Genomic DNA, 23,465 nt, shown 5'->3' with positions numbered 1-23,465 from the left:
TGTCAAATAGTTTGTCAACTGATCATGCACAGGCCAACTCACCAAATGAGTGCCAATTTTTAACTTCGAAACCTGCGCGTTGAAGGTTGGTATAACAGTTAAGGGGTCGACTTTGGAGTCGTTTATGGATTCCTGTTTACACCCGCTTAAAAGAGAAAGACCAAGTAAGACCGTCCAAACATGCGATTGGAGAGTATTGACAAAAGCAAATTTTAAGAAATTGAGCATACTTGAAGTGATTAAAATTGATGACTATTCATTCGAGCCACAAAAATGGGTTATGCCAGTGTTAAGCATTGTTAAATATATTTAATTAGAGTTAACTGCCGGCTAGATTCGGTTTAAGCTGCCATTCTGATCTCGTATCTGGGCTTATTTGATTTAGAGACGTTTTCGATTCCCAAACGAACGAAGGAAATTGAGATGCCTCAACCGTTTGTAAAATGCTGTTTTGTTCTACTTCCTCTAGGCATACCTTTGAGGAAAGGCACTTCACGTAGCGTCTATGAGCAACATCAATCAACTCAGCTCTTCCCTTTCCAGGCTAGCCCTTCTCTTTATAATTCTGATGCTTATTTCTTGCCTGTTTCCCATTGTTGGCTCAATTGTTAACCAAGCAGGAAAGGTTATGCCAACCGCAGGGATCGTGGACGTAAGCCTAGCTCTTGCCTTCCTTCTGCTGTTTATCGCACTCAAAAGGCATCCTCCTGCTGACCAACTTGGTCAGTCTTCGCTGGACAAGGCTAGAAAAGTTTCTGAATATCTGTCCGCACTACCTCTGATGTTAATTGGGTTATATTTGTTAAATCTTACTATTAATTGGAACATCCTACTGATTGGATTAGGTTGGCGCTTTTGGCTTGCTATCCAAGCACTACCTTACCTGATTTGCGCATTTGAGAAAAAAGCCAAAAATGCTCCAATCAATCAATCAGATCGCTGAAATGGCTTGCTTCTGTGGCAACGTAATCAGTAAAACTTTTCAAATGATGGAAATAATAGCTGACCTCAAAAATGTTGTAACGAAGGTTCAACATGCTGGAGGGCAGGGGTTTAAAAAGAAGATAGCGTCAGGTAAATACGAAATAGACCTAGCAATAGAAGGTCTGAATCGCCTATGCTTTCACGCCCAAAATCATAATCCAAGGATTGATTTTATACCTTTAGCCACTTCGTCAACCTTGTCAATTTGTATGTAGTGTCCAGCATTCTCTATAATGACCTGCTGGCTGGCCGGGTGAGTTGAATAGGACACCAGCTCCTTTTGAGTCCGGTTTTTTAATTTTATAATTAAGGGAACGATCTCAGTCGGAATGCCGGCCGGCGGGCCGTCACTGGCAAAATTCTGCATCTGGGTAGCTGATAAGATTACTATAGGTTTCTTACCCATGGGGAAGGGATGGTCATAAACCTGCTTAACGGCCGTTGGCGTTTGTTCGAGTTCATCCAATAACGTGTAAATCGAACGGGCGGCATAGCTGACCTCTTCGTACTGTTTAGCTAAATCAGCAGGCAAAAAGTCCCGTACAGACCGTCCCACTTCCTGCTGCTTCAGGGTTTCTTTCAGCTTCCCCATTTTGTCAAGTGAGGCTACCTGCTGACGAAATGCATTGAGTTCTTCTTTCGTGGGATCGGTTGGTACACCACCGGCCCGTTCAATCGCCTGCTGCTCGGACTCGGATAAATACTGGGTTACTTTTGCCTGATTCGTTTCCACGGTAGGATCGACCAGCACTACACCATAGATCTCGTCAGGATATTTACGGGCGTAAGCCAGCACCCGTAAAGCACCACTAGAGTGACCCACCAACAAAATGGGTTTTTTCAGGTGCAGCCGGTCTAGCAACGTATGAAGTTCCAGGACGTTCTGTTCCAGATTGCCCGGATAAGGACCCGCATCACTCCACCCCATACCGCTGCGGTCATAGGACAAGGTAGTAAGCTCAGTTCCTAAGGCTTGCTGCACCAAGTGCCAGTCCAGTGAAATGCCCCCTAAGCCAGCGTCCATGACCACCGCCGGACGATTATCCGCTGAGGGGTTTTGCAGGATATAATGCAGCTGATATCCGCCAATGTCGATTTTTTTTCCCGGATAGGAAGGCTTAGGGGAGGTAGACGGCTTTTCGCAGGCACAGAGGTAAAAGGTGAGTAGGACGAAGTTCAATAGATTCCGTTTGTTCATGGTTTCTGCTGTGGTTTGATTTCGGCTCAAAACAATGGCCGGAGAGCAACAGAGTCGACTTATCCAAACGGAGTGGACCTTTTTCTCTCCTTATCAAAGTGTACGTTACAGGACAAAACTTGTCCATTTACGAACATCTTAAAGTAGGCTAAATGTTACAACCTGCTTATATTCAAGTAGATGGTTCCAATGGCATGATTATTGGCAAGAATGTGCCTTACAGGATCTATGCTTGAGAGAATGAACCTTTCTTTTAATGCCTTATCGATAATTGCCCTATTGATTATCGTTCAGGGCATTCTGCTGGGAGCGGTATTATGGTTTCGGCCAGTGGCAAGTCGACGGCTGAATCGGTGGTTGGCCCTTTTTGTGTGGGTGTTCGCCGGAGCCAATGTCAGCGATTTTGCGTATCAGTCGAAATGGCTGCTCACCTTCCCCTGGTTAAACGGGCTCACTGCGCCCCTGTTCTTCGTATTGCCGCCCTTCTTATATTTTTATACCCGCTTGCAGATCCAGCCTGATCTCCACTTCCGCAAGCGAGATTGGCTGCACGGACTACCGGCCCTATTGTTAGCCGGGACACAGCTGCCTTTCTATTTTTTAGATGCAACCCAGCAACGCCAGGCCGTTGAAGCGATGTATACCAGCGAAGATCCCTATTTTGCAGATGCGGGAGCGGTTTTACTAGCGGTGTACACGGTTATTTATTTACTAGCCGCCATCCTGGCCCTGACGCGGCATACCGGACGCTTAAAGCACTTCTTTTCAGCCTTGAATCCCCGGAGTCTACGCTGGCTACGCAATTTTCTCCTGGGGCTTACTGCCCTGTGGGTGCTGTGGGCACTGGTATTGTATTATCAATCAGCGAAACTCTACACGGCCATGGAAGTTCTGCTGATGATGTATACCTATACGGTGGCCTACCTCCATTTCCTTCAACCGTCTGGTGCCGCTCAGGTGCTAACTGAACCGGAAGACCTACCGGCAACCCCGCCTAAATATGAGAAATCTAACCTGACGCCGGAGCAGGCCGCCATTTATCAGCAGGCCTTAATCCAGTTAATGGAGAACCAGAAGCTTTTTTTAGAACCGGAAATCACCCTCACGCAGCTAGCTAGCCACCTGAATGCACCAGCCTACCACGTCTCCCAGGTGTTAAATACGGTGTCTGGGCTAACGTTCTATGACTTCATTAACCACTACCGGGTGGAAGAGGCCAAACGGGAACTGACCAATCCTAGGAAATCGCACTTAACTATCTTAAGTATTGGGTTGGACGCGGGGTTCAACTCCAAAGCCAGCTTTAATGCTGTCTTCAAGAAAGTAACAGGCCAAACCCCCTCAGAATACCGCAAAAATCCTTCAACAGAAACCCTCAAAAATCAGACTGCTTCCCTCAAGTCTTAACCGGTTACCGTTGGGCTTTGAATGTACGTTTTAAGGAACGACCATTGCGTTCAATCAAAAGCCCAACCCGTTGACCGGCGCCAAGCCGAGTGAGGCTTACCACCTGTTGAAGGGGAAGGCCCCGGACATTGGTCTGGTTTATGGCAAGCAGGAGATCGACTGCTTGGAGGCCGCCCTGATCAGCAGGAGATCCTTCTGGAGCGGTTATAAATTCAACTGAGCCATCAGAAAGTATATCTATGGATAGAACTTCACGGAAACCAACTCCAAAGTGAGGCTTACCCAAAAACTCGTCGAAGAAAAGATTAAATTCGTCGGCTGTAAGCAGGCGGACGGCTGGATCCCGTAGGCGGGCTACTCGCGAAATAAGTGCTTCCGCTGAATCGCCTCGTGCCTCAGGCATTGATAAGGTGACAGGTCCCGGTGGTCTGGCGGAAAACACCTTCTCTTTTGGAGGAAGGTAATTATCTGTTATAATTTGGCTTAGATTGGCGTTAGTTAATCTGGGGTTCGGGGGCGAGGCTTGTCCATAACAGTCAATGATGCCACTCCAGGATAACATAGCAACCCAAGCTACAACTAAGAACCTCTTCAACAATTGGAAAACCTTCTGAGCAACTCAGGCGGATGTTGGCTGCAACTGGTTAGAAATAGAAAAGTAAGGACCATTCATAGTTCGAAGTGCCTGTTAAAATTTTAGATGTATTAACTCTAAAAGCCTCATCTGAAAGCTTTTGGGGAAAGTCTAAAAAAGGAACTGTTACATTCTTCGCTAATTCGCGTCCTCGAATCCATGGTTAAATTGCCTTTCCTTAATTTGCAGTGCGAGTTGGAGTTCAACCAAAAAAAAGTCGAGGTCTTTCTTGAAATGAAGGTAATGCCGGTCCGGATAGAGTAGGTCCAAACGCTTCTTCACATTCAATAAACCAATCCCCCCTACCAGCTTAAGCCGTTGGTGTGAATCAGCTAAATAGCGATTTTTTACAAAGAAGTGTAACCGGTCCTGATGAGCCGTTAAGCGAATTTCAACAAACGAATCTCTACTGACACCAGCCCCATGCTTAAAGGCATTTTCTACCAACGGAATCAGGAGCATGGGTTGAATGCTTAAAAGATCATAAGGCCCGTCCAGGTAAAAGTGAACGGCAGTGTTGGGAAACCTAAGCTGCTGGAGCTTGATGTAACTTTGAATATAAGCAACTTCTCTGGTTAGAGGGATTGATGCATGAGAAGCGTCATAAATCGAAAAGCGCAACAGCTTCGAAAAGCTTACCAAAACGGGCTCGATCCGTTCCGGTTGCTGACGGGCCAGGAAACAGATACTGTGGAGGAGGTTAAAAATAAAATGAGGACTAATCTGAGACTTTAAAGACTCGAGTTCAGCCTCAAGTTTTTCCTTTTCAAGGAAAACAATTTGATTCTCTTTTTCCTGGTGACGGCGGAATGTATAACTAAATAAAGCAATGCAGACAATTACAGAAAATAGCAAGATTGGCCCTGCTATAAAATGGCCTAATAAAAAAGAAGTTTGAGAAAAGCTATAGGAATAGGGTTTAAATCCCTCAAAAGGTAAACTTTGTGGGGTTTTATCCACGAGCATTGAAAGGGAGAAACTTTGTAATATTAAATCATTTTTATGGCCATTTGCCGTACTTAACTGATGGAATAATAGGTCGATAAGGTATTGAAAGGAAATAAAAAGGGCCAGACAGCCTGATAATTGACCAATAAAGCGGACTTTAGTTGGCAAAAAAACAGATACTGCCACTCGATAATAAACTAAATAAAATAGGCTTATATAAGTGAAGGTATTGCAAAGGTGTCGGGTCAAAAAAACCGGATTCTCAAAGTCGAGTTGCAGTAAGAGGATTGGCAAACAAAATACCAGTAGCCAGCTTAATATGCTTATAGCTAGCTTGCTTCTACCCCACAATTGAATGTTAAACATGCATCATATTTGAATGAAAGAGCTTAAATTGATTACAACTTAACTGCCGGCCTGGATAAGGGATGCCATCGCTTTAACTCATTGCAACCAATTGCCACTATTGGCCGACAAGAGGCATTTTGATTGACAAAGATATTCCTTAGTTATGTTAACGACTGTTAAACAGTAAAAAATAAGGTTAATTGTAACTGAAATCTATAGTAGCGCCTACAAGTCGAATTTTAAAAATTACCTTTGACGAGGGAGGCTTTTGTCTGGTACCCTGTTGGCAAAACAAACACTCAAAAAAGGTTCTGTGTTTATTTTCGACCAACAGCTACTGGCCAGCCACAAATGCCCTTCAGGCTACCATGAACTCTATTATTTGACGATTCTCGTTTCGATGCAGGCCTCGAAATTTTCCCGGTAATGCAAGCCGATGGGAACAAAATGGTTAGCGTGCATGGCTACCCCTTCTTTGGAAAATCCTTGGATATGCTCGATGGAAATAACGAATGACCGATGAACACGGACAAACTGGTCAGAGGGTAACAGATCCAGGAGCCGGTTTAAGCGAACGTGGGCGAGCAAGGGGTTCTTCTGATTAACCAAGTGAATTTTAACGTAGTCCCCGAATGCCTCCAGATAATTGATATCCTGAAAATTCAATTTTTTAAATTCCTTTTCCATTTTAATGAAAAAGTAGCGATCGGCAGCGGTCGGCGCCTTGGGTAGGGCTTGCAGTTGACGTGCTTTCTGAACGACTTCCAAAAATTCGCCAAACGTATAGGGCTTAAGCAGGTAACCAAGCATATTCAGTTTGTAACCGTCATAGGCAAATTGCTGGTAGGCAGTCGAAAAAACAATTTTCGTTCTTTGGCTATCGATAAACCTGACAAATTCCAGTCCGCTTAAGGAGGGCATATCAATATCCAGGAATAAAAGGTCGACAGGTTCTTTGTTAAGCTGCTCAATGGCTTCAAGAGGGTAGGTATAGGAACAAATCAAGTCTAAATCAGCTACCTTTTGGATATACTGCTTTAAGGACTCTAAGGCCAGAATTTCATCATCAATGGCCACGCACGAAAGTTTTGTCATCTTCTCGTAAAGGCAAGGTAGATTATAAAACAAGCTGACTAAATGCCCTGCTTAGATAGCCTGGAAAGAAAAACACGCTGGAGGAATGTTGGCCCTCTGCCTGTTAGAAACGCCCGTGAAGTGGAAAACTTGCCGACCATAACAATTAAAAAAAGAACCTTTTACAATACCTCGATGGTCCCAAAAGGTGAAACTCAAAGGTGTGGAAAAGCTAGAGGCTTTGAGCAGCAGGTGATAAAACGCTTTTACTAGTGATTTTCAATAAGGTATATGAATAGATTCATCCGCTAGATGACAGCTGCTCTCAGGGGGATGCTTGTTGTTTAACCCAAATTCGTGAATCGACACGCTGCCTATTCGGACTATTGCAGGAATCGATTGGCGCTAGTTACCTGTCAATCACATACTTTGTTTTGTGTCGCGGCCTTTTCTCAATCGCTGTAGGTAAGCGATCTTCAGGCTTTTGGCCGTCGCTGATTCAAGGAGACATTAATAATTCCCTTATGCGAAGTCAAGGAAACGATTAGACGATTCACAAACAATCAAACTATGCAGGCCAGTATTATCCTGTGATAATATCTCTAACAATTCCGAGCAAGTATGAAGAGAATCTATTTATGGGCACCAAAGACGGATCTATGGGGCAAATGGTGGCTTTAGTCGAAAATAAAACTTAGAACTTAAGGCAACATGTACTTTCGATTTTAAGATCAACACTTACTTATTGAAAAGTATGAACCTTAATTCGAAAAAAGTCACAGCTCAATTACCAACTTGGTGGTCCTCTCTACTTTTGTTTTTCATGATTTTATCAGCCACCAGTTGCCGCGATCATCAGCAGCCCCCTCTAACTTCAATCCACCCTTATTTTTTAGCAGGTGGAAGTTTTGAGAAGTATATGGATTCGCTCAGCCAATCTTCACCTTATGCATTTTCAGGGGTAGTCCTTGTGGGAAAGGATGGGGTAATTAGTTTTAAGAAAGCCTATGGTTATGCTGATGATGAAGCTAAAACCTTAAATACACTGACTACCCGGTTTAACCTGGCCTCAGTCGGAAAAATGTTTACCGCAGTGGGAATCATGCGTCTGGTTCAGGAGGGAAAATTGACGTTAACTGATAACCTCGGAAAATTTTTCCCAGACATAACTAATGAAAAAACGAAAACAATTACCATCAGTCAACTGCTGACCCATACGGCAGGCATGGGGAATGCCTTGGATGACCCGGACTTAAAAGGCAAAACTCTAAACCATCAACAACAATTTTCCATATTAAAAAATAAGCCTTTGCTATATAACCCTGGGAAAGCCTATGCCTATTCCAATACGGGGTTTGTAACATTAGGCGCCGTAATAGAAAAAGTAACTGGAAGGGACTTCTATGAATACATCAATGAATTAATCCTAAGTCCCTTAAGAATGACTAATACGGGGTACTACCAGAAGAAAGACAATTATCCGGACATGGCGAAAGGCTACATGTTAGACAAAATCTTCGCGCCAACAAAAAAAATTGAAACTTCAGACCGGGTAGGAGACCAAAAGGGTACAGCGGCGGGGGGAGCCTGGGGAACCGTTGAGGATATGTTTAAATTTACCCATGCAATCGTATCCAGACAACTTCTCGATGATAAACATACCCGTTTATTATTGGATCCAATCTTAGCAGAGCAGGAGCCTATTTTGAACCCAGATGGAACATTCCAGTATGAGGATGCACCTGTCCGGGAGGGTCATAAACGGGGCCTAGGGTCTGAAACGATCCAATTTAATGGAATTAATTTAAGCGGGCACACTGGAGGTATTTTTGGCTATAGTGCTGTATTCTTTGTTAACCCCGAGACAGGCTATGTTATTGTCAGCTTCCAAAACGTAGATCCTGAGGCCAAAAACCGAGCCGCTGCAGAAAACCGGTTCACCCGGCTTATAAAATCTTTGTAGTGATTCCTTAAGGCTTAGAGAAGGCCATCCCAATAGTTAATACCTATCGAGGGAGGCCTTTTTACCATTTCTCCTCATTCGGGCAGAGGCGCCAAATAGAGGACTTGGTTTGCCAGCCCGGTTCAGATACTTCAATTGTTTGAAGCAGATGCCTTGTACGCTACTTAAGGCTTACCTCAAAATTATATCATGTACAATTCCACTGAAATCACCTCCGCTACCATTCCATCTGATAACCCGCTACATCAGCAGCTTCTCTTTCCATATGTACATGCAGCTTCTTGCATCGGTGGGGACGTATTAGAGGTGGGATGCGGTTGGGGGCGGGGTATTGAAACGTTGTTACCAGTAGTCAAGTCCTACACAGGCATTGATAAAAACAAGGCACTCATTAACCATTTACAACAGGAACATCCACAAGGTTCATTCATAACCATGCGGATCCCTCCTCTTTCAGAGTTGCCAACTGACTTTTATGACTTTGTATTGTGCTTCCAAGTAATTGAGCACGTTCGGGAGGATCAACGGCTGGTGGAGGAAATGCACCGAGTACTTAAGCCCGGAGGTAAGCTGCTGCTCACGACAATTAACCGGTTTCATTCTTTAACGCGCAATCCTTGGCACGTTAGAGAGTATACGGATAAAGAGTTAATGACCTTGCTGAGAAGGTCATTTGTAAAAGTAAAGGCCGGTGGAGTAACGGGAAATGAACGGGTGAAGGCATATTACGCAGAGAATAAGCGAACTGTTGAACAACTAACACGTTACGACTGGTTTGACCTGCAGCACCGACTACCAAGCTGGACGCTTCGCTGGCCGTACGAGTTCCTCAACCGCTGGAACCGGAACAGAGTAGCCAAACGCTTTGGATTAGCTTCGCATATCCGCCACACTGACTTCCACTTCACCAATGCGACGGCAGACGCACTGGACTTATACTTTAATGCTCAAAAGTATGAAATGGCTAATCAAACCTCTTAGCGTTGCACATCATTTGTTGTTTGGGTTGTGGATTGTGGTATTGATAATGCTGATAGTTTTGTTAGACAAAAAAAGTCCTTATAATAAGTTAAAAAAAAGCACATAAGGGGTCTGCTTTGTCCCTAAGTTCACTTTGCTGATTTTTATTAATTAATAGGTAGTACACCAAATCAAACCAGGAATTGCTCGCTTAAATCAGGAGACAAAAAGTAAGTTACTGGTCGTGGCTCAGGATCGTCTGAAAAAATTGCGGCAAGATATATCGGCTTTAAGTGAACCATGGCGAAATCTTGAAGCTGCGGCCTTTTCGGTACTCGACGAAAACATTATGCCCATCTTTAAGGATGATGAAACTCCCCACCCCTTTGCCAACCTGTAATGAATCGTTATACCTTCGCCAGAACAAAGGGTGTCCAATTTCGTGGACACCCTCTTCATCAATCAATGATTTTTAGAAAGATTACCAATGCCCAGGCGCAAGATCTGGCTGTCCGGCTGGGCTTTGAACGCGGCAGCTTCGAAATAGGGAAGGACTGTTTTCAGCTTACCTTGTCAACCTGGGGGGGCGTATCTCTCCTTAATGCCTTGCCGGGAGGGCTGGCAGTTTTTTTGCAACAGCGAGTCCGACCTATCCGATCCGGCGTTGCTGACAGCCATTGACGACTACCTGACTACCTTCGGGGAAGCCCATTCCTCATAGGTGCAGGGGTGTCCAGATCAGTGGACACCCTTTGGGTAAGCAGGGTCCGAAAATCGGACTTTGAACTCTTGCCACGCGGGGTATAAGAAGATTACTCCATTGGTATCGACTTGATTGTCAGCACTCGACATATATGTCGAGTGGCTATGCAGAAATCCGGATTTCGGCCCCTGCTCTGATTTTTCAGGAATCCTCGTGAAAAATACCCCGGGGTAACGTCCGTCCAAATTTGGACAAATGCCCGGGCTTGTCGACACCCATGTCGAAACGTTGAGGATCAGTGTAGGGCCAACAAAACAGCCCGGCCGCAGATGCAACCAGGCTGTCGTCGCTCAACTAACCCAAATAAGGACCTACGGCCGGTAGGGTATGGCCTTGATAAGGCGGATCCCGTTTAGCTCCGGCAGTTCTAAGACGTTCTCCGGAGGGATGACGCCCCGGCTAATCCAGTTCGATATCTTGCTGGTATTGTTGATGCCAAACCGCAACATTTTCCTTTTGACGATACTTCCGCCGTATAGTCACAATAGACAAAGCCCGGTTAATTGCCGGGCCTAATTTGACTATAGCTTACAATAGATTCTACAGTAAGGACTTCCCCTTCGGGAACAAAATGGCGTGACTACCACCCCTCAAACGATTGACTGGGATCCACTACGGCGACCGTTTGTAACCAGTATTCCACCAGCAGCTGCAGGTTCTGCTGCCAGTCATGGAACTGAAGAGGTTTGACCAGAAAAGAGTTGGCTCCCAGGTGATAAGCCCGCCAGATTTCCTGCGCATCATTCGAATGGCTTAAGACCACCACAGGCACCGATTTGACCGGCAGTGGCAGCGTCTTGAACGTCTGCAGCAGCTGAAAGCCCGTTTCCCGCTCCGGAAGGTACAGATCCAGCAGAATAAGTTGAGGGAAGGTGCCAGCCGATCGCCAGTGCTCCAACAGCGAAAGGGCTTCTCCATCCGAGGAGGCAAAAACCAGTTGAAGCGTTGGGTGGCTCTGCTCGAGCATCGATTGGATGATCTTCCGGTGATCCGCGTCATCCTCAATGATCAGTACCGCCGGTAAGAATCCCGTCTTCTTCATGAGTTAAGGAATTAAAAAGGTAGGTATGAACCAGCCGGAGAGTGAGCCGCAACCTGACAAGGCAGAATCTGGGCCCCTTCAAGCGTCCCGTTTACTGCTTCAAAGGTAAAGACTTCATATTTAGTGTCAAGATTATACGTAACCAACCCCCTGGAAAGAATAGCCGTTGTTTGGAACAATATTTGAAGGGGAGAAGCCAATCAAAAGGGTTACAAAATAATTTTTACTTGCCTTTGTGGACCCAATACAAAAAATTAGCGAACAGACGTATAGCTATCCTAGTCAGGCTTAAAGTTATCCTATCCAACCTTATGATTGTGATTATCAACGGCACCAAAGAAGGGTTGGTGTATTGCAATCTTATCCATGCTACTGACGAAATCGAACGCGGCTGTGATTTTGTCAACCGGTTAGTCCGGACCGGACTAGTACTTACCGGGGTGCAGGTACAGGATCGGGGCCTATGTTTGGATTTGCCCCCGGAAATCTTCGACGGGCAACCCTTCGAGGAACCCATGCTGCGGCTTCAGCAGCACTGGCGACAGATCCTTGAAAAGGCCTAACGGAGCCGGACACAGGAAAATTAGTGGTTTCCCTCTGAATTCGGATCTCTTTCAGGAGTTGGGTATCTTATTCCTTCTAATTCGGCCTCTCGCTGCAGGCGTTCGACCTTGTTTTTGTTTTCTTCCTTCTTCCAGTGGCGGATTTGTTCCTGGGCCTGCTCTTCGGCGGCTTTGGACTCTTCGATCTGCTTTAATATTTCCTCTTCCTTCTTGCCGTGCGTTTCCATGACCAGCGGTGATTGATTGTGCTTGCAAAATTTCTGTAAAATATTTCTGCAAGTCAACCCCCTGTTACCAACTTTTGTTCTTTTTTTCCACGGATACCGGGCGCTGATCCTCGCGGCAGGAAATGATTTGATGAAAATAGGTGCGTAACGGTGATAAAGCTGCTTGCTGTCCTACTTAGGTTTCCCTTGAAGGATTTTCCAGTGTCCCCCTAAGTAGATTTCTCATGATCCTGACAATCAACGGATGGCGCGGTGAGGTGCCTTTGCCCTGGTTGAACCTGACGCTTTCCTTCGACTCGGTGGAATTGGCCGGTGACCTGCTCTATGGGTAGATGAAAAACGGGTTGATACTCGCCAGCGTGCACCTCTAGCAAAAGCAGCCCCTGCAGAGCCGGTGGCCGCTGCTGATTCGTCCGAACCCTTAGAAGGCGGGCCGGTCAATTCAGATAGCGGGTAGGCACTCTCGAGGCGGTCCGGCCCCAGAACTCCAGGAGAATCGTCAGGCAGTCTGCCCACTCCTGAGCTCGTAGCGGTTTGGTAATATAGGAGTTGGCCCCCTGCCAGTAACATGCCTGGATGTCCTGCTTTTGGGCCGACTGGCTAAAGACAATCACCGGTAACAGGGGCAGGGGATAGGAACTGCTTTTAATCGTTTGAAGCAGATCCAGGCCCGTCTGACGCTCGGGCAGGTAGAGATCCAGTAGGATCAGATCAGGCAGGTAGCCCAGTGCCTGCTGCTGCTGGAGGTAAGTCAGGGCCTGGGCCTGACTGGCGGCCCAGGTTAGGGTCAGCTCAGGAGAGGCGTTTTTCAGGGCCGCCTGCATCAGCAGCCACTGCTCCTCATTGTCCTCAATGATCAGCAACGCCAGTTTTATGCCGGCAGTATTGGAGTGTTCTAGCCGGCGGTTCATGGTCGTTACGGTAAGGGACGCCCAAAGGTAGACAAATTCCTGCCCTCTTACTGTAACTTCCTGATTTTTAATGGATCGTTAATCTTTGGACCAACTCGGTCCATGAGCCTGGTTCAGCAGCGGCAGATGAGGCAGCGTCAACCAGTAGTCGAGGATGGGCTTGAGGCCCTGGGGCAGGGCCGTGTCCAGCTGGTGGACCGAATGAAAGCCGGAATGATACGCCCGACTGACCTGGGTCCACGAGAGCGACCCGGCCCAGCCAATGAAGATACAAGGCTTCCACAGCGGATCGTTTTTCAGCCGGCTGACGCCGGCCATTTGCCGTTCAGGGTGCGGCTGCAGATGCACCAGCAGCAGGGAGGGAAAGTGGTCGGTCAGGATGACCCAATCGACCATTTTCCGCAGCTCGTCGAAGACCGCTACTTCCACGGCGGGGTACTCGGCCGGCAGACTCTGGTTGAGAGTAGACCCCAGAGCCGGATCCGGTTCGATGATATACAGACGATGGGGCATGGCTCCAAAAGAATCGTACAGGTTAACTGGCTAACACCCTGCCGAAGTGTTCCTGCCTAGAGGAGCACTGCCGTTGGCCCAAAACGATGGCCCCCGGCGGCTGGGAAGGACCGGCAAAGATAGGCCCCAGCGGCTTATTGTCAATAGTATACGTTGTCGAGGCCAGTCAGTAGGTTTCTCCGAGACCCGAAAACCTTTCCTTTCTCATATGATTAATACGGCAAAAACAAGGCAAGGAATTGAAGGGGATGGAAAAGAACAAAGAGATCCTGCTCATCGATGATGACCCGGAAGAATGTGAACTGCTTTTATTGATCCTGAAGTCTCAGTGGCCCGACTATGAGCTTTTGTGTTTGGAGACCTCGCAGCAGGTCTGGGACTTTCTGGAGAAGGCCAAGCTCCTGCCCGCGTTGATATTAATGGATGTCAACTTGCAAGGGGAAACCAGCCTGGAACTGCTGGGCCGAATGAAAGCCGATCCACGCTTTAAAAAAGTGCCGGTGCTGGTTCTGACGGGCTCAGACAACCAGAGGTATGTGGAGCTTTTTCTGCAGGCGGGGGCCAATGCCTACCTGCATAAGCCGGCTCAACTCAAAGAATATAAAACGCTGCTGATGGCCATTCGGACGCAGTGGCTGGAGGTTGGATCTGGTGCCTCCCTAGCCCCTCATCCGTCAGAAGGGGATGGAGCGGTTTAGACTAGGATTCATAAAAACCAAACCCGGCGCAATGCAGCCGGGCCCATACTCTATCTCTGTCGTGTATTGCGTTTAATAGTTCCAGGTCTGGCATCCGACCTTTGTTTTGGTAGTATCGTCTACCTCCCAACCATAGCGCTGCCCGTACTCCAGAGCCGAGGGTGTAGTATAAAGATCAGGAATATTACATGGATCTACCACCGGACGTTTTCGATGGCCAGCCCTTTGCTTTCTCCTTTCATCAACTGCAAACGCCATGGCAGCAATTGATTGGCCCACCTATTTAGAGAAAGCCGCCTCAATCTATGAAATCGGTTTGAACTAAAGTGGCAGTTCTGCCCCAGAAATCCAGCAGAATGGCCATAAACTCCGGCCATTCTTTCGCCTGATGGGGTTTGATGATATACGAGTTGGCTCCCTGTTGATAACATTCCTTAATGTCCTCTTCTCGTGCCGAAGCACTGAAGATCACTACCGGTAACACTTGAATCGGGGAGGGCATGGATCGTATCGTCTCCAGCATACTCAGACCTTCCTGACGGTCGGGCAAATAGAGATCCAATAAGATCAGGTCGGGCAGAAAGCCGGAGACCTGCCGCTGGTTGAGGTAAGCCACTGCCTCGGCTTTAGAAGCGACCCGGGACAGCGTAAGCCGGGGATAGGAGGCAATGAGTGCCGTTTCCATTAATAACCAATGGTCCTGGTTGTCTTCAATGATTAGCACCAACAACCTGGGTTCAGCCTTGGCGGCTCGTTTTGACGGAGGGTTCATGGTAAAGGCCAGAAGAGGTGCTAAGATAGGAAAACTGGCGTTTGTTTACGCCCTTTCCTTATGTTTAAGTTCTATGAAGCATTTTTTGAGTCACAAGCTCAATTCCACTAGGACAGGCCCGGTTGGTCGATGAGGGCGGTAAAACAAAGCCCGGCTCAAAGAGCCGGGCTGGTGCTTTTTTCTCCCGAATGAATTGGAAGGCATTCGGACTGGGTCCGTATCGAATCTCTCCCGTTAGGTCTTCTGTCTACGGTTCCGCCCCGGCTTCCAGGTCAGGATCGTTTAATTCATTCAGCTCCGCTTCTCGCTGCAGGCGCTCGACCTTGTTTTTGTTCTCTTCCTTTTTCCAGTGCCGGATCTGCTCCTGAGCCTGCTTCTCGGCGGCTTTGGCCTCTTCGATCTGGCGCTGCAATTGTTCTTTCGTTTTAGTTTGCTTTTTCATGGACAGTCGAAACATGGTGCCGTAAATAAGCAAAAACTTGTAAAATATTTCTGCCGGTTGTCCGAAATTTTAGACTTTGGTCACCGACTGGTACTCTTGCTATCGGGCTGACTTACGAATGGAGACCAAATTCCGACTACTTACGGTTTGGTAAGGGAAAACTATTTTTTCAAAAAATAGGAAAGTATTTATGCCGGTTAGGATGAATGGAATAATAATTGTCTATTTAGCACTCGGTTCCTTCTAAAACACCATTCCCATGAATGACCCGGCACTGATCTGTCTGGTAGAAGATGATGAGGACGATGTCCTCTTGCTGCAAAGCAGCCTCCACCGACGATTTCCGGCCAGTGCCATCCGCGTGTTTGCCAATGGGCAGGACCTGATGGACTGCCTCGAGCAGACTTCCCTAAAGCCGGATATGATTTTTCTGGATCTGAATATGCCTCGCATGACGGGCCTGGAAGCGATGGAGGTGCTACGCGCTCATGCCAAAACCCAGACTGTCCCGATCTTTGTGATGACTGATTCGAGCCTTCCGGATCACATACTGCAAAGTCATCAGTTAGGCGTGACGACCTACTTTGTCAAGCCCAGTTCGGTTCCAGGCCTGGACCGGATCACCCATACCGTTCATACCTATTGGCTGTCGCGTCATGGAGGCATTAGCGCGGCTTTCGGCCGGGAGCCTTCCAAAACCCGTTAAGTCCTAAGGCAAGGGCATCAACTATGTTTCCAAATTTGTAAACAGCGGCCGATGGTGGCCGCTGTGATTAAGGCCCGGTTAGGCCATGGGGCAGGGAAGAGGTGTGCAGCCAGTACTGGGCCATTTGTTGGATCATCCTAATCCTCTGGCCACCGTCCACCGGTTTGTCATGGGTCGAGCCGAAGCCGGCCAGATACGCCTGGTGAATCTGCTCGGCCGATAGCTTCTCACCCCAACCCAGCACGACCACCTTCTTCCACAGCGGATGGGCTTTCAGCTGAGCCACCGCCGACACGACGGCCTGAGGTTGGGGATCCAGATCCACCAGCACCAGCGAGGGCCAGGATTCAGATTCAGTAAGGTGCGCCTCCAGTGCCGCTAAATCGTCGAACCGGATGACCTTTTCCAGGTCAAAGTCTTCCTCCAGACAGCGTTGTACCTGCTCGCCCAGGACCGGGTCCTTCTCGATGATGTACACGGTTTTCTTCATAGTTTCAGATAGGGAGACGACCAGTGGGGGTGGAGAGAAAGTAACCTGCAAAGATAAGGCTTATAGAAAGCATGGCAAGAGTATACGTCGGCTTACCATTCCGTAAGATTTCGGTAATTATTTTTGCTGCTTCTTATTTTTGGCCCCCAATCGCTCAAAACCAATCCTTGTGGCATCGATGGAACCAAAAAAGTATGTATTGCTGGTCGATGATGATCCCGAAGAGTGCGAATTGTTAGGTGCCATTGCCCGCCTGGAATGGCCAGACTTTGACGTGCATTGTCAGGAGCAGGTGGCGGCCGCTTGGAATTTTCTGGAGGCAGCCGATTCCAGGCCGCTGCTGATCATCCTGGATGTGAACCTGCAGGAAGAAACCTCGTTGGAGTTGCTGGTCCGCCTGAAGGCCGAGAGCCGGTTCCGGCCCATCCCGGTATTGATTTTGACGGGCTATGAAGCCGATATCAACGTCAGCGCCTATCTGCAGGCGGGAGCCGCAGCTTATCTGCCCAAGCCGAACCGGTTGAAGGACTACAAGACCTTGCTGAAATCGATTCGTCTTCAATGGCTGGAAAGCCCGGGAGGACGGAGAACGGATTATGCCAGTCCCGGCCAGGACGGACAAGCCTAACCGGGAAGCCGTTCCAGCGACCAGGAATCGCATAATCACAGCTTGTCTGCTGAAACGAAGGTTGCATCATTTTTGCGTCAGATCAGGGGTTCTCCGTCCCTAATACTTGTATTCAACACGACGTTCTCTTAGTAGAAGATGACTCCATTCAACAGAAGATGCTGAAGATCTATCTGGAACGCGCCGGCCACCAGGTGCGGCTGGCCGGTACGCTTCGCATGGCCGAAACCCTGCTGGCCACTCATCAACCCGCTCTGATCGTGACGGATCTGACGCTGCCCGATGGAAGGGGCCGGGTCATTCTGGAGCAGCTTCGCCATTGTTGCGGGAATCAGGTCCCCATACAGGCCATTCCCGAAGATTCAAAGCCGTTTATTAAGAAATCTTTCCCTACGTCCGTTTAATAAATTGGCGGCTAATATTGAGATTTTTGTTATTGTTATTGCCTCAAGTTCATCTATTATTCAGCTATACCGGCCATTGATCCTTCATTGACTAAACTCTCTACTTCTCATTGCTTAGTTTATATGATTTTAATGATGTTGCCCACAACAATTTTTTGGTGAACAGCTTGGGATAAAAATGAATTCTCTCCATCTCATCGATACCACGTAGGCAGATTAAAACAGCTGTGATTCGCAACTCTTAAACTTCTCTTTCCATGAATACCAAAAATCTATTTACGTTCGTAGCGATCATTGTTTCACTCTTTGGGCTAGGGCTTACTTTCGCCCCTGAGTTTATGGCTGGGCAATATCTTACCAATCCCTCATTGATGAATGACTCTACGAAATTGGTAGCACAATCTTACGGTACTCAATTGATTGCGTATGCCCTAGCGTGTTGGTTTGTCCGCAATGATGGCTCCTCTTTAGGCGGCAGGGTCATGCTTTTGTCCGTGTTTTTGTCCAACCTGGCCCTGATCATAATTCACACGATGGCAGTATTGAACGGCGTTGAAAAAGCAACCGGATGGGGGCAGGTTTTACTTTCGCTGGTGCTTGTCGTTTGGTCCATCATGGCCTATCGGCAGACCAATCGGATCGTAACTTGAATTTAGTATGGCAGGAATCAGCTTGAACACCCGAGTCCCAGGTTTACGTAGTGAATTGAACGGTATTGACTGGTTTTGCCCGATAGGTTTTCTTTTCTCACAAATGCCCCGGCTGGATTTCTTTCATTGGTTGTTGGAATGAAGCTGGAAGGGGGTGATGAGTTGTCATTTCCCTTTCCTTGATGGCAAAGGGGGTCGGGAGTTTTACGACCCTTCGGTTTTGTGTGGGTGTCACAAATCGTGACACCCTTTCGTGGCCGGCAAGTATAGCCGGTAGAACAGCAGGTCAATGCAATGCCAGCGGTCGGAGTTATCGTCCTCTTCGTACAACTAGTACTTCAACAGGTAATGGCCTCGAAACAGCCAGGCGAGCAGCTGATTGTTGCCGGAGTACCTAGCCCCCAACAGTTCGAGGTTCGGTTTCAGGGCGCGGTTCTCGGCATACCAGCCACCCGCGGTGTGGTCGGTAGTCAGCATTAACAGCGTCAGGCAGAACGGGCCGAGGTAGCCGTAGATCTGAAAGTCGAAGTAAGGCAGCTGCTTCATGGCGCGAGGGTAATGGTCAGCAGAAACAGCAGCAGGGCGGCCATCAGGGCCAGAGAGTCGTGACGGTCGACCCATCGGGCAAACCGGCTCAGAGTGTCGTTTTCGTTCATGGTCAGCGGAAGTCTTCGGCAGAGAGAGAAAGGAGCCGGACCAGTAGCCCGGCCCTTTGCTTACAACCCACCGTAACGAATCAGGAAGATTTGCGGAAGACCCACAGCGAGTAGATGGCCCGGATCTGGCTTCGGTCGATACGCTCAGCGGGCTTCTGCGGGTGATCGAAGCCCACAATGACCGCGGATGCCGTTACCGCTACGATCCGTCCCATAGTCAGGCTGTGGCCGGTTTCGATGGCTACGTTGCCCTCAGTGGTGTCCCAATAGTCGGGCGCCACCTCGCTGCCGGTGATTACCTCGCCATAATGGAAGGTGCTGGCCATATCGGCCGAGGGGGAGAACTGGCAGAGATCTGCGGTATTCCAGCGGTTATCCATTGACCGGCCCTCCTTCCTGCATAGGTGCAAGTTTCTCCCGGTAGGCGTTGAAGGCTTTGCTGTCGACGATGGCCCAGGCCTTATCCAGAAAGCCCAGCCGTTCGCAGCAGCCCAGATGCGTCTCGTCTTTCAGCCGGGTATGGTCTGAAATGCTGATGCCGTAGGTGTAGAAGAGCTGGCTGTAGATTTCCTTGAAAATGTCCTCGTGCGTCTCCCGGGTAGCGCGGGCGCGCTGGTTGACCCGGTGGCGGATCTGATCCCGAAGCGTGTTGGCCGGTGGCTGGGCATCCCCTTTGTGCAGGCCGAGCGTTTGCAGGGCCGCCTGCTGACCAATCGCTACCATCTGGCGGGTAGTCGTTTCGGTGAACTGCTGGCGCCGTTCCAGATCAGCCAGCAGCTGCGCGGACTGAAGCACCATCTGGGCCATCTGCACCAGCAATTCAGCCGCTGTCGGCGTTTTCTTCTCCGGCTGACTATCTTCCTCCGCTGCGATCGATGACGGCTCTGCGGGGCTGTTTTCGGTCTCTGGTGTGGTTTCTGCCGGAGAGGGTGAAGCCAGAGCCGTCTGAGGGGCTTCAGGCCGGATCAGGGGCGGCTGCTGATCGAACAGAGTGGCCTGCGTGACTTCGGGTTGTCCGGTGACTACCTCGCCGGGTTTCAAGTGAAGGAAGTCGGAGAGCTTAGCCGTGGCGGGCAGCTTCTGCGCTTTGAGAAACCGCTTGAAGTCCGAAAGGTAGCTTTCAATCTCCTTCGCCCGGGCTTTCGGTTTGAATCGGGTGATCTCAATGGCCGCTTCCAGGCTGAGCAGGTAATGCACATGCCGCCCCTCTTTGTAATCCAGGAAGTGCTTGCCCTTGATCAGGCCCAGCTGCTTAATACGGTAGCTGGTCCAGTGCAGCACATCGTTAGCGCCGGGCCGGGAAAGCCGTGCATACAGGTCTTCGGCTTTGACGGCCGCCCTCCCTCCAATCACATAGATCGGCAGTGGTCCCGAGGTTATCACCTTGCCAGCGGAATCCGGGCTTTGAGCGGGGTCTTCTTCATTTGACGGCACATTGTCTGAACTGCCCGAATCCGGGGCCAGGGTGGGGCTAAAATCGGCCTTTCTGGCTCTTGAGAGTCCGGCCAGGTCAACGCCTTCCAGCTGAAAGCCCTGAGCGATCAGCTGGGCCTCGACGGCCTTCAGCTCCGGCCAGATACCGGGGTTACGAATGATCGTCACCGCGTTCAGCAGGGCGAAGGTCGCCGGCAGGCTGGCCATACAGTGAAAGTGCCGCCCTTGATAGTAGGGTGCATAGTCGGTGCCGGGCTTGAGCCGGCTCTCATAGGTGCGGAACCACTCGGCAAAGTGGCGAGAGCTGAGGCCCATGCGTTCGTAGAGGGGCCGAAGGTCAACGGCGGCCGTGTTGCCGCTGGTCAGGATGTATGCGGGAAGTTGCATAATGCTTCGATGTTAGGAAGATGTGGGAGAAGGGATTGGTAGGCAGGAGCCGCCTCAGCCCGTTAGAGCCGAGGCGGCTTACCCGTGAACGGGTCAGGCCGGAGTGCTATCGCCTGAGTCCGAAGGCGCCTGGGGGTCGTACAGATCCCGCATTTGCTTCAGCTGAGTAATCAGAGCTTCATTCATCTGCTTGTAGTCGTCGAGCGTCTCTTTGTAGGTGTCAACGACACCCGACCATCGGCCGATCATGTCCTTGTAGAAGGTCACCTTCTCCTCAGCCTTCTGCGTCGCAAGCAGCTTTTTCTTCCGGGCTACCTCAACGCTCATCTGGGCCAAAAACTCTATCAGGTAAGCAAACTGCCGGGCCGACTCATCCTTCTGAAGGCCGTAGGACTCCCAATCATCCGAAGCCGCATAGCAGGCGTACCAGGTCGACACGCACTCCATCAACCGGGCCAGCGTGGCGTCATTGGTCAGCATCGCAAAGAACATGGTAGCCGAGTTGATAATGATGGGGTGATCCTCGACCGGGCCAACGATGAAGGAATCTTCCGGAAGGTTGTTCTTGGCGTACTCTTCCTTCTCGCGGTCGTTGCGGAAAGTGGGCTGAGGATCAGCGGCCTTCTCTGTGGAGGCAGGGGCCGGGCTGCCAGAAGTTTCTACAGCCGTTTGTCCTGCCGTTTGCTCATTTGTCCCCGAAAGGGTTGCAGAATCCCTTACCGGTGCGTTACTTTGCTCCGTCATCGTTAAACGAAAGTTTAAGGTTGATACTGGACCCGTGCCGCTCCGCCGCCAAGCAAGTTGCGACACGGGTTTTCTGTTTTTGTGGCCTAATTGATTTCGGGGTTATTGTGTCGGGCAACCTCTTCGGTACTATGCAACCTTTGGCCCGTCCTCAATTAGAATAAGCGAATATACTATACCGTTAGACTAAAAGCAATACTTTGTGTTGCTTTTTTTGGACAAAGTTATTTGTCCGGACGTCTGGCAAAGACTCCCCTTACTTGTTCTTGCTTTCCTCGAATTTCTTCAGCCGCTCCTCAACGTATTGACGTAGAGCGGATTCCCGATTCTCATAAAGCATACTGACCGCCCTTTCCACTATCTTACTGTTGCTCTCCTGAAAAAGCTCAGAAAGGTCTTGGATTTGCTTAAGCGATGATGCCGGCAAGCGGACAGATGTAGTTTGTTTTGCCATTCCTGAAAGTTTTTACCTAAAATAGAATATTGGCCAATGCAATGCAACACTTTGCCATACATGGATTATTAATCTCAACCTATTTCCAGATTAGGTATCATTGTTGTTCTAAATCCAACACCATGAAAAATTACCTTTGCTTGCTCCTGTTTTTTCCTCTGGTAGCTTTCGGACAAAAAACCATTGAAGGTCCGGTTACGCTCTCCAACGGCTTCACCATCAAAGCCGGCGATACGCTACACCTGGTCTCCGGTACGATGCCCAACGGCGATTTTAAGTACATCATGGCGAAACCCAACCTTTTATCGATGGCCCTGACCCCCCTGCACAGTTCCAACGGCCGCAGGTTCTTTGTCATCAAACGGGTCGACTTGTACGGAAATAAGAAGCGTGGTGAGCAATACTTTGCCCTTATCAACCCAGGCGGCTTCAACCATCTGGTTGATTTGGTTCAGGCCATCGATGCGGGGGAGATCAGCCGAATCAACAGCCTGCCCGTAAAGCCGACCGCTTCCAGATCAGTAGCCGATGAACTGTTGAAGTTCAAGCAACTGCTTGACTCTGGAGCGATCACTCAGGAAGAGTACGATAAGCAAAAAAAGAAGCTTTTAGGCAACCAATAGCCACAATGTCGCCAAAAGTGCCAAATGTTGGCCGATCTTCTGATTTTTGGATAAGAATAAGCCCCGAGGAGATCGTGTCTCTACGGGGCTAAAAATGACCTTTCTTTTTTTCGAAAGGCAAGGTGGCTTTTAGGCCGTCGCCTCTCTCCTAAACTTGAAGGTGAACCAGCTGGTTAATTGCTGGTAATAATCAATCGGTAGTACCCGCCTTTGCTGTTGTTGGTGAGCCGGGTTTCAACCTTGTAATGGTCGCCGAGGTAGCTGAAATCCTCCCCTCTTCGTAGGGCCGCCAATAAACCGTCAGGTACCGGAAGTCCAATAGCCTGAAACAGCCTTTTTGCCTTTGCTGGCATCACGGGGTAGCCCAAATTGTCGTAATCGTTCAGGTTGAGCTTAACCGTTCTTACGTAGTCCTCGGATTCAGACTCAAGATAGATTGCCAGGTTGTTAGCCAGGCCGCTGGTGCCGGTTGGGCCAATGTTATAGAAATCCGTCGCAGACATCCACCCCATACCATCATAGCGCCAGGTTCTCAATTTACCTACCCCGACCTTTTCCAGCTTCCCTTTCAGGGCTTCAACATCCTTAAAAACGGAAAGGCGAACCGATTTCTTTTTTGGGGAAATGGGCCGTTCCGCCCTGGCCACAGGCTCCCGTAAACCAAAGTCGTCATCTGACCGTGTGAGGTCCGCGCAGCCGCGAACAATGTAAAAAATGCTTATTACCCCAATAACCAACGCAATCCAGGGAAGACAGCCGCGAGAGTCGGACGATGTAGCCATTCGTTTTCTTTGGTCGGACAATCATACTGACTTGTCGCCCTATATGCAAGCAAGCAGCTA

Annotated in this window: 29 protein-coding genes; 12 read left to right on the top strand and 17 right to left on the bottom strand. The window is 48.9% G+C overall.

The features are described from left to right. The first annotated feature begins 505 nt into the window (after window positions 1-505). Entirely contained in the window at window positions 506-943 is a 438-nt protein-coding gene (locus DX909_RS24125) for a hypothetical protein (protein WP_128547807.1), read from the top strand. 192 nt (window positions 944-1,135) lie between these two features. Here the strand turns inward: DX909_RS24125 and DX909_RS24120 are convergent, their stop codons facing one another. Further along, a complete protein-coding gene (locus DX909_RS24120; RefSeq protein WP_128547806.1) occupies window positions 1,136-2,182 on the bottom strand; it encodes an alpha/beta hydrolase in 1,047 nt (348 codons plus the stop codon). A gap of 240 nt (window positions 2,183-2,422) precedes the next feature. On the opposite strand from DX909_RS24120, the gene DX909_RS24115 reads away from it, so the two are divergent. Then, entirely contained in the window at window positions 2,423-3,589 is a 1,167-nt protein-coding gene (locus DX909_RS24115) for a helix-turn-helix transcriptional regulator (RefSeq protein ID WP_164851383.1), read from the top strand. A 4-nt stretch (window positions 3,590-3,593) separates the two neighbouring features. On the opposite strand, the gene DX909_RS24110 is transcribed toward DX909_RS24115, so the two are convergent. The 3 genes from DX909_RS24110 to DX909_RS24100 all read right to left on the bottom strand — a co-directional run bounded on the left by DX909_RS24110 (window position 3,594) and on the right by DX909_RS24100 (window position 6,614). After that, the gene (locus DX909_RS24110; RefSeq protein WP_128547804.1) at window positions 3,594-3,992 is read right to left on the bottom strand and encodes a PDZ domain-containing protein; all 399 of its coding nucleotides are present in this window, start codon (window positions 3,990-3,992) and stop codon (window positions 3,594-3,596) included. Between the two features lie 369 nt (window positions 3,993-4,361). Next, on the bottom strand, window positions 4,362-5,357 hold the full coding sequence (locus DX909_RS24105) for a sensor histidine kinase (RefSeq protein WP_164851382.1): 996 nt from the start codon (window positions 5,355-5,357) through the stop codon (window positions 4,362-4,364). A gap of 540 nt (window positions 5,358-5,897) precedes the next feature. Next, complete coding sequence (locus DX909_RS24100) at window positions 5,898-6,614, bottom strand: LytR/AlgR family response regulator transcription factor (RefSeq protein ID WP_128547802.1); 717 nt, start codon at window positions 6,612-6,614, stop codon at window positions 5,898-5,900. 733 nt (window positions 6,615-7,347) lie between these two features. Between DX909_RS24100 and DX909_RS24095 the strand changes: the two genes are divergently transcribed. The 3 genes from DX909_RS24095 to DX909_RS24085 all read left to right on the top strand — a co-directional run bounded on the left by DX909_RS24095 (window position 7,348) and on the right by DX909_RS24085 (window position 10,197). Beyond that, the gene (locus DX909_RS24095) at window positions 7,348-8,556 is read left to right on the top strand and encodes a serine hydrolase domain-containing protein (protein WP_128547801.1); all 1,209 of its coding nucleotides are present in this window, start codon (window positions 7,348-7,350) and stop codon (window positions 8,554-8,556) included. Window positions 8,557-8,745: 189 nt separating this feature from the next. Continuing rightward, window positions 8,746-9,537 (top strand): class I SAM-dependent methyltransferase, encoded by a 792-nt coding sequence (locus DX909_RS24090; RefSeq protein WP_128547800.1) that lies wholly within the window; start codon window positions 8,746-8,748, stop codon window positions 9,535-9,537. A gap of 378 nt (window positions 9,538-9,915) precedes the next feature. Then, on the top strand, window positions 9,916-10,197 hold the full coding sequence (locus DX909_RS24085) for a hypothetical protein (protein ID WP_128547799.1): 282 nt from the start codon (window positions 9,916-9,918) through the stop codon (window positions 10,195-10,197). Window positions 10,198-10,859: 662 nt separating this feature from the next. On the opposite strand, the gene DX909_RS24080 is transcribed toward DX909_RS24085, so the two are convergent. Continuing rightward, window positions 10,860-11,321 carry a response regulator gene (locus DX909_RS24080; protein WP_128547798.1) on the bottom strand — a complete coding sequence of 154 codons (462 nt, stop codon included), beginning with the start codon at window positions 11,319-11,321 and terminating at the stop codon, window positions 10,860-10,862. 311 nt (window positions 11,322-11,632) lie between these two features. Here DX909_RS24080 and DX909_RS24075 point away from each other — a divergent pair, with 311 nt between their 5' ends. Beyond that, window positions 11,633-11,884 carry a hypothetical protein gene (locus tag DX909_RS24075; protein WP_128547797.1) on the top strand — a complete coding sequence of 84 codons (252 nt, stop codon included), beginning with the start codon at window positions 11,633-11,635 and terminating at the stop codon, window positions 11,882-11,884. 20 nt (window positions 11,885-11,904) lie between these two features. Here DX909_RS24075 and DX909_RS24070 read toward each other — a convergent pair whose 3' ends face one another. The 3 genes from DX909_RS24070 to DX909_RS24060 all read right to left on the bottom strand — a co-directional run bounded on the left by DX909_RS24070 (window position 11,905) and on the right by DX909_RS24060 (window position 13,535). Continuing rightward, window positions 11,905-12,111 carry a hypothetical protein gene (locus DX909_RS24070; protein WP_128547796.1) on the bottom strand — a complete coding sequence of 69 codons (207 nt, stop codon included), beginning with the start codon at window positions 12,109-12,111 and terminating at the stop codon, window positions 11,905-11,907. A 437-nt stretch (window positions 12,112-12,548) separates the two neighbouring features. Beyond that, on the bottom strand, window positions 12,549-13,022 hold the full coding sequence (locus DX909_RS24065; RefSeq protein WP_128547795.1) for a response regulator: 474 nt from the start codon (window positions 13,020-13,022) through the stop codon (window positions 12,549-12,551). Between the two features lie 78 nt (window positions 13,023-13,100). Next, the gene (locus DX909_RS24060) at window positions 13,101-13,535 is read right to left on the bottom strand and encodes a hypothetical protein (protein WP_128547794.1); all 435 of its coding nucleotides are present in this window, start codon (window positions 13,533-13,535) and stop codon (window positions 13,101-13,103) included. 248 nt (window positions 13,536-13,783) lie between these two features. Here DX909_RS24060 and DX909_RS24055 point away from each other — a divergent pair, with 248 nt between their 5' ends. Beyond that, window positions 13,784-14,233 carry a response regulator gene (locus DX909_RS24055; RefSeq protein WP_128547793.1) on the top strand — a complete coding sequence of 150 codons (450 nt, stop codon included), beginning with the start codon at window positions 13,784-13,786 and terminating at the stop codon, window positions 14,231-14,233. 298 nt (window positions 14,234-14,531) lie between these two features. Here DX909_RS24055 and DX909_RS24050 read toward each other — a convergent pair whose 3' ends face one another. After that, window positions 14,532-15,005: a response regulator gene (locus tag DX909_RS24050; protein WP_128547792.1), complete on the bottom strand. Its 474-nt coding sequence runs from the start codon at window positions 15,003-15,005 to the stop codon at window positions 14,532-14,534. Window positions 15,006-15,252: 247 nt separating this feature from the next. Further along, window positions 15,253-15,447 carry a hypothetical protein gene (locus tag DX909_RS24045; protein WP_128547791.1) on the bottom strand — a complete coding sequence of 65 codons (195 nt, stop codon included), beginning with the start codon at window positions 15,445-15,447 and terminating at the stop codon, window positions 15,253-15,255. 259 nt (window positions 15,448-15,706) lie between these two features. On the opposite strand from DX909_RS24045, the gene DX909_RS24040 reads away from it, so the two are divergent. Beyond that, window positions 15,707-16,153, top strand: coding sequence for a response regulator (locus tag DX909_RS24040; RefSeq protein ID WP_128547790.1), 447 nt, complete (start codon window positions 15,707-15,709; stop codon window positions 16,151-16,153). Window positions 16,154-16,220: 67 nt separating this feature from the next. Here DX909_RS24040 and DX909_RS24035 read toward each other — a convergent pair whose 3' ends face one another. After that, entirely contained in the window at window positions 16,221-16,643 is a 423-nt protein-coding gene (locus DX909_RS24035; protein ID WP_128547789.1) for a response regulator, read from the bottom strand. 178 nt (window positions 16,644-16,821) lie between these two features. Between DX909_RS24035 and DX909_RS24030 the strand changes: the two genes are divergently transcribed. The 3 genes from DX909_RS24030 to DX909_RS24020 all read left to right on the top strand — a co-directional run bounded on the left by DX909_RS24030 (window position 16,822) and on the right by DX909_RS24020 (window position 18,325). Beyond that, on the top strand, window positions 16,822-17,271 hold the full coding sequence (locus DX909_RS24030; protein ID WP_229311173.1) for a response regulator: 450 nt from the start codon (window positions 16,822-16,824) through the stop codon (window positions 17,269-17,271). 65 nt (window positions 17,272-17,336) lie between these two features. Beyond that, window positions 17,337-17,675, top strand: coding sequence for a response regulator (locus DX909_RS24025; protein ID WP_310589877.1), 339 nt, complete (start codon window positions 17,337-17,339; stop codon window positions 17,673-17,675). Between the two features lie 257 nt (window positions 17,676-17,932). Next, window positions 17,933-18,325 carry a hypothetical protein gene (locus tag DX909_RS24020; RefSeq protein WP_128547786.1) on the top strand — a complete coding sequence of 131 codons (393 nt, stop codon included), beginning with the start codon at window positions 17,933-17,935 and terminating at the stop codon, window positions 18,323-18,325. 330 nt (window positions 18,326-18,655) lie between these two features. Here DX909_RS24020 and DX909_RS24015 read toward each other — a convergent pair whose 3' ends face one another. From DX909_RS24015 to DX909_RS29805, 5 genes are all read right to left on the bottom strand, one after another. After that, the gene (locus DX909_RS24015; protein WP_128547785.1) at window positions 18,656-18,871 is read right to left on the bottom strand and encodes a hypothetical protein; all 216 of its coding nucleotides are present in this window, start codon (window positions 18,869-18,871) and stop codon (window positions 18,656-18,658) included. A 190-nt stretch (window positions 18,872-19,061) separates the two neighbouring features. Next, window positions 19,062-19,307, bottom strand: coding sequence for a hypothetical protein (locus DX909_RS24010; RefSeq protein WP_206513045.1), 246 nt, complete (start codon window positions 19,305-19,307; stop codon window positions 19,062-19,064). Window positions 19,308-19,353: 46 nt separating this feature from the next. Continuing rightward, the gene (locus tag DX909_RS24005; protein WP_128547783.1) at window positions 19,354-20,802 is read right to left on the bottom strand and encodes a hypothetical protein; all 1,449 of its coding nucleotides are present in this window, start codon (window positions 20,800-20,802) and stop codon (window positions 19,354-19,356) included. A 93-nt stretch (window positions 20,803-20,895) separates the two neighbouring features. Then, window positions 20,896-21,294 (bottom strand): hypothetical protein, encoded by a 399-nt coding sequence (locus DX909_RS24000; RefSeq protein ID WP_128547782.1) that lies wholly within the window; start codon window positions 21,292-21,294, stop codon window positions 20,896-20,898. Window positions 21,295-21,802: 508 nt separating this feature from the next. After that, complete coding sequence (locus tag DX909_RS29805; protein ID WP_206513044.1) at window positions 21,803-22,000, bottom strand: hypothetical protein; 198 nt, start codon at window positions 21,998-22,000, stop codon at window positions 21,803-21,805. Window positions 22,001-22,122: 122 nt separating this feature from the next. Between DX909_RS29805 and DX909_RS23995 the strand changes: the two genes are divergently transcribed. Beyond that, window positions 22,123-22,623 (top strand): SHOCT domain-containing protein, encoded by a 501-nt coding sequence (locus tag DX909_RS23995; protein ID WP_206513043.1) that lies wholly within the window; start codon window positions 22,123-22,125, stop codon window positions 22,621-22,623. A gap of 173 nt (window positions 22,624-22,796) precedes the next feature. Here the strand turns inward: DX909_RS23995 and DX909_RS23990 are convergent, their stop codons facing one another. Further along, window positions 22,797-23,405, bottom strand: a complete 609-nt coding sequence (locus tag DX909_RS23990) for a hypothetical protein (protein ID WP_128547780.1) — start codon at window positions 23,403-23,405, stop codon at window positions 22,797-22,799. Window positions 23,406-23,465 lie beyond the last annotated feature (60 nt).

It is taken from the genome of Larkinella soli, from assembly GCF_003703975.1.
GTDB lineage: Bacteria > Bacteroidota > Bacteroidia > Cytophagales > Spirosomataceae > Larkinella > Larkinella soli.
This window is presented reverse-complemented; position numbering and strand designations above follow the sequence as displayed.

Excerpts from the sequence above, each read along its gene's own strand:
- DX909_RS24065 (WP_128547795.1), bottom strand. The coding sequence starts at position 13,022 with ATGAACCGCCGGCTAGAACACTCCAATACTGCCGGCATAAAACTGGCG.
- DX909_RS24030 (WP_229311173.1), top strand. The coding sequence starts at position 16,822 with ATGGAACCAAAAAAGTATGTATTGCTGGTCGATGATGATCCCGAAGAG.
- DX909_RS24015 (WP_128547785.1), bottom strand. The coding sequence starts at position 18,871 with ATGAAGCAGCTGCCTTACTTCGACTTTCAGATCTACGGCTACCTCGGC.
- DX909_RS24040 (WP_128547790.1), top strand. The coding sequence starts at position 15,707 with ATGAATGACCCGGCACTGATCTGTCTGGTAGAAGATGATGAGGACGAT.
- DX909_RS24115 (WP_164851383.1), top strand. The coding sequence starts at position 2,423 with ATGAACCTTTCTTTTAATGCCTTATCGATAATTGCCCTATTGATTATC.
- DX909_RS23995 (WP_206513043.1), top strand. The coding sequence starts at position 22,123 with ATGAAAAATTACCTTTGCTTGCTCCTGTTTTTTCCTCTGGTAGCTTTC.
- DX909_RS24100 (WP_128547802.1), bottom strand. The coding sequence starts at position 6,614 with ATGACAAAACTTTCGTGCGTGGCCATTGATGATGAAATTCTGGCCTTA.
- DX909_RS24010 (WP_206513045.1), bottom strand. The coding sequence starts at position 19,307 with ATGGCCAGCACCTTCCATTATGGCGAGGTAATCACCGGCAGCGAGGTG.
- DX909_RS24055 (WP_128547793.1), top strand. The coding sequence starts at position 13,784 with ATGGAAAAGAACAAAGAGATCCTGCTCATCGATGATGACCCGGAAGAA.
- DX909_RS24120 (WP_128547806.1), bottom strand. The coding sequence starts at position 2,182 with ATGAACAAACGGAATCTATTGAACTTCGTCCTACTCACCTTTTACCTC.
- DX909_RS24035 (WP_128547789.1), bottom strand. The coding sequence starts at position 16,643 with ATGAAGAAAACCGTGTACATCATCGAGAAGGACCCGGTCCTGGGCGAG.
- DX909_RS24070 (WP_128547796.1), bottom strand. The coding sequence starts at position 12,111 with ATGGAAACGCACGGCAAGAAGGAAGAGGAAATATTAAAGCAGATCGAA.
- DX909_RS24085 (WP_128547799.1), top strand. The coding sequence starts at position 9,916 with ATGAATCGTTATACCTTCGCCAGAACAAAGGGTGTCCAATTTCGTGGA.
- DX909_RS24090 (WP_128547800.1), top strand. The coding sequence starts at position 8,746 with ATGTACAATTCCACTGAAATCACCTCCGCTACCATTCCATCTGATAAC.
- DX909_RS24125 (WP_128547807.1), top strand. The coding sequence starts at position 506 with ATGAGCAACATCAATCAACTCAGCTCTTCCCTTTCCAGGCTAGCCCTT.
- DX909_RS24005 (WP_128547783.1), bottom strand. The coding sequence starts at position 20,802 with ATGCAACTTCCCGCATACATCCTGACCAGCGGCAACACGGCCGCCGTT.
- DX909_RS24020 (WP_128547786.1), top strand. The coding sequence starts at position 17,933 with ATGAATACCAAAAATCTATTTACGTTCGTAGCGATCATTGTTTCACTC.
- DX909_RS24000 (WP_128547782.1), bottom strand. The coding sequence starts at position 21,294 with ATGTTCTTTGCGATGCTGACCAATGACGCCACGCTGGCCCGGTTGATG.
- DX909_RS24080 (WP_128547798.1), bottom strand. The coding sequence starts at position 11,321 with ATGAAGAAGACGGGATTCTTACCGGCGGTACTGATCATTGAGGATGAC.
- DX909_RS23990 (WP_128547780.1), bottom strand. The coding sequence starts at position 23,405 with ATGGCTACATCGTCCGACTCTCGCGGCTGTCTTCCCTGGATTGCGTTG.
- DX909_RS24075 (WP_128547797.1), top strand. The coding sequence starts at position 11,633 with ATGATTGTGATTATCAACGGCACCAAAGAAGGGTTGGTGTATTGCAAT.
- DX909_RS29805 (WP_206513044.1), bottom strand. The coding sequence starts at position 22,000 with ATGGCAAAACAAACTACATCTGTCCGCTTGCCGGCATCATCGCTTAAG.
- DX909_RS24050 (WP_128547792.1), bottom strand. The coding sequence starts at position 15,005 with ATGAACCCTCCGTCAAAACGAGCCGCCAAGGCTGAACCCAGGTTGTTG.
- DX909_RS24095 (WP_128547801.1), top strand. The coding sequence starts at position 7,348 with ATGAACCTTAATTCGAAAAAAGTCACAGCTCAATTACCAACTTGGTGG.
- DX909_RS24045 (WP_128547791.1), bottom strand. The coding sequence starts at position 15,447 with ATGAAAAAGCAAACTAAAACGAAAGAACAATTGCAGCGCCAGATCGAA.
- DX909_RS24060 (WP_128547794.1), bottom strand. The coding sequence starts at position 13,535 with ATGCCCCATCGTCTGTATATCATCGAACCGGATCCGGCTCTGGGGTCT.
- DX909_RS24110 (WP_128547804.1), bottom strand. The coding sequence starts at position 3,992 with ATGCCTGAGGCACGAGGCGATTCAGCGGAAGCACTTATTTCGCGAGTA.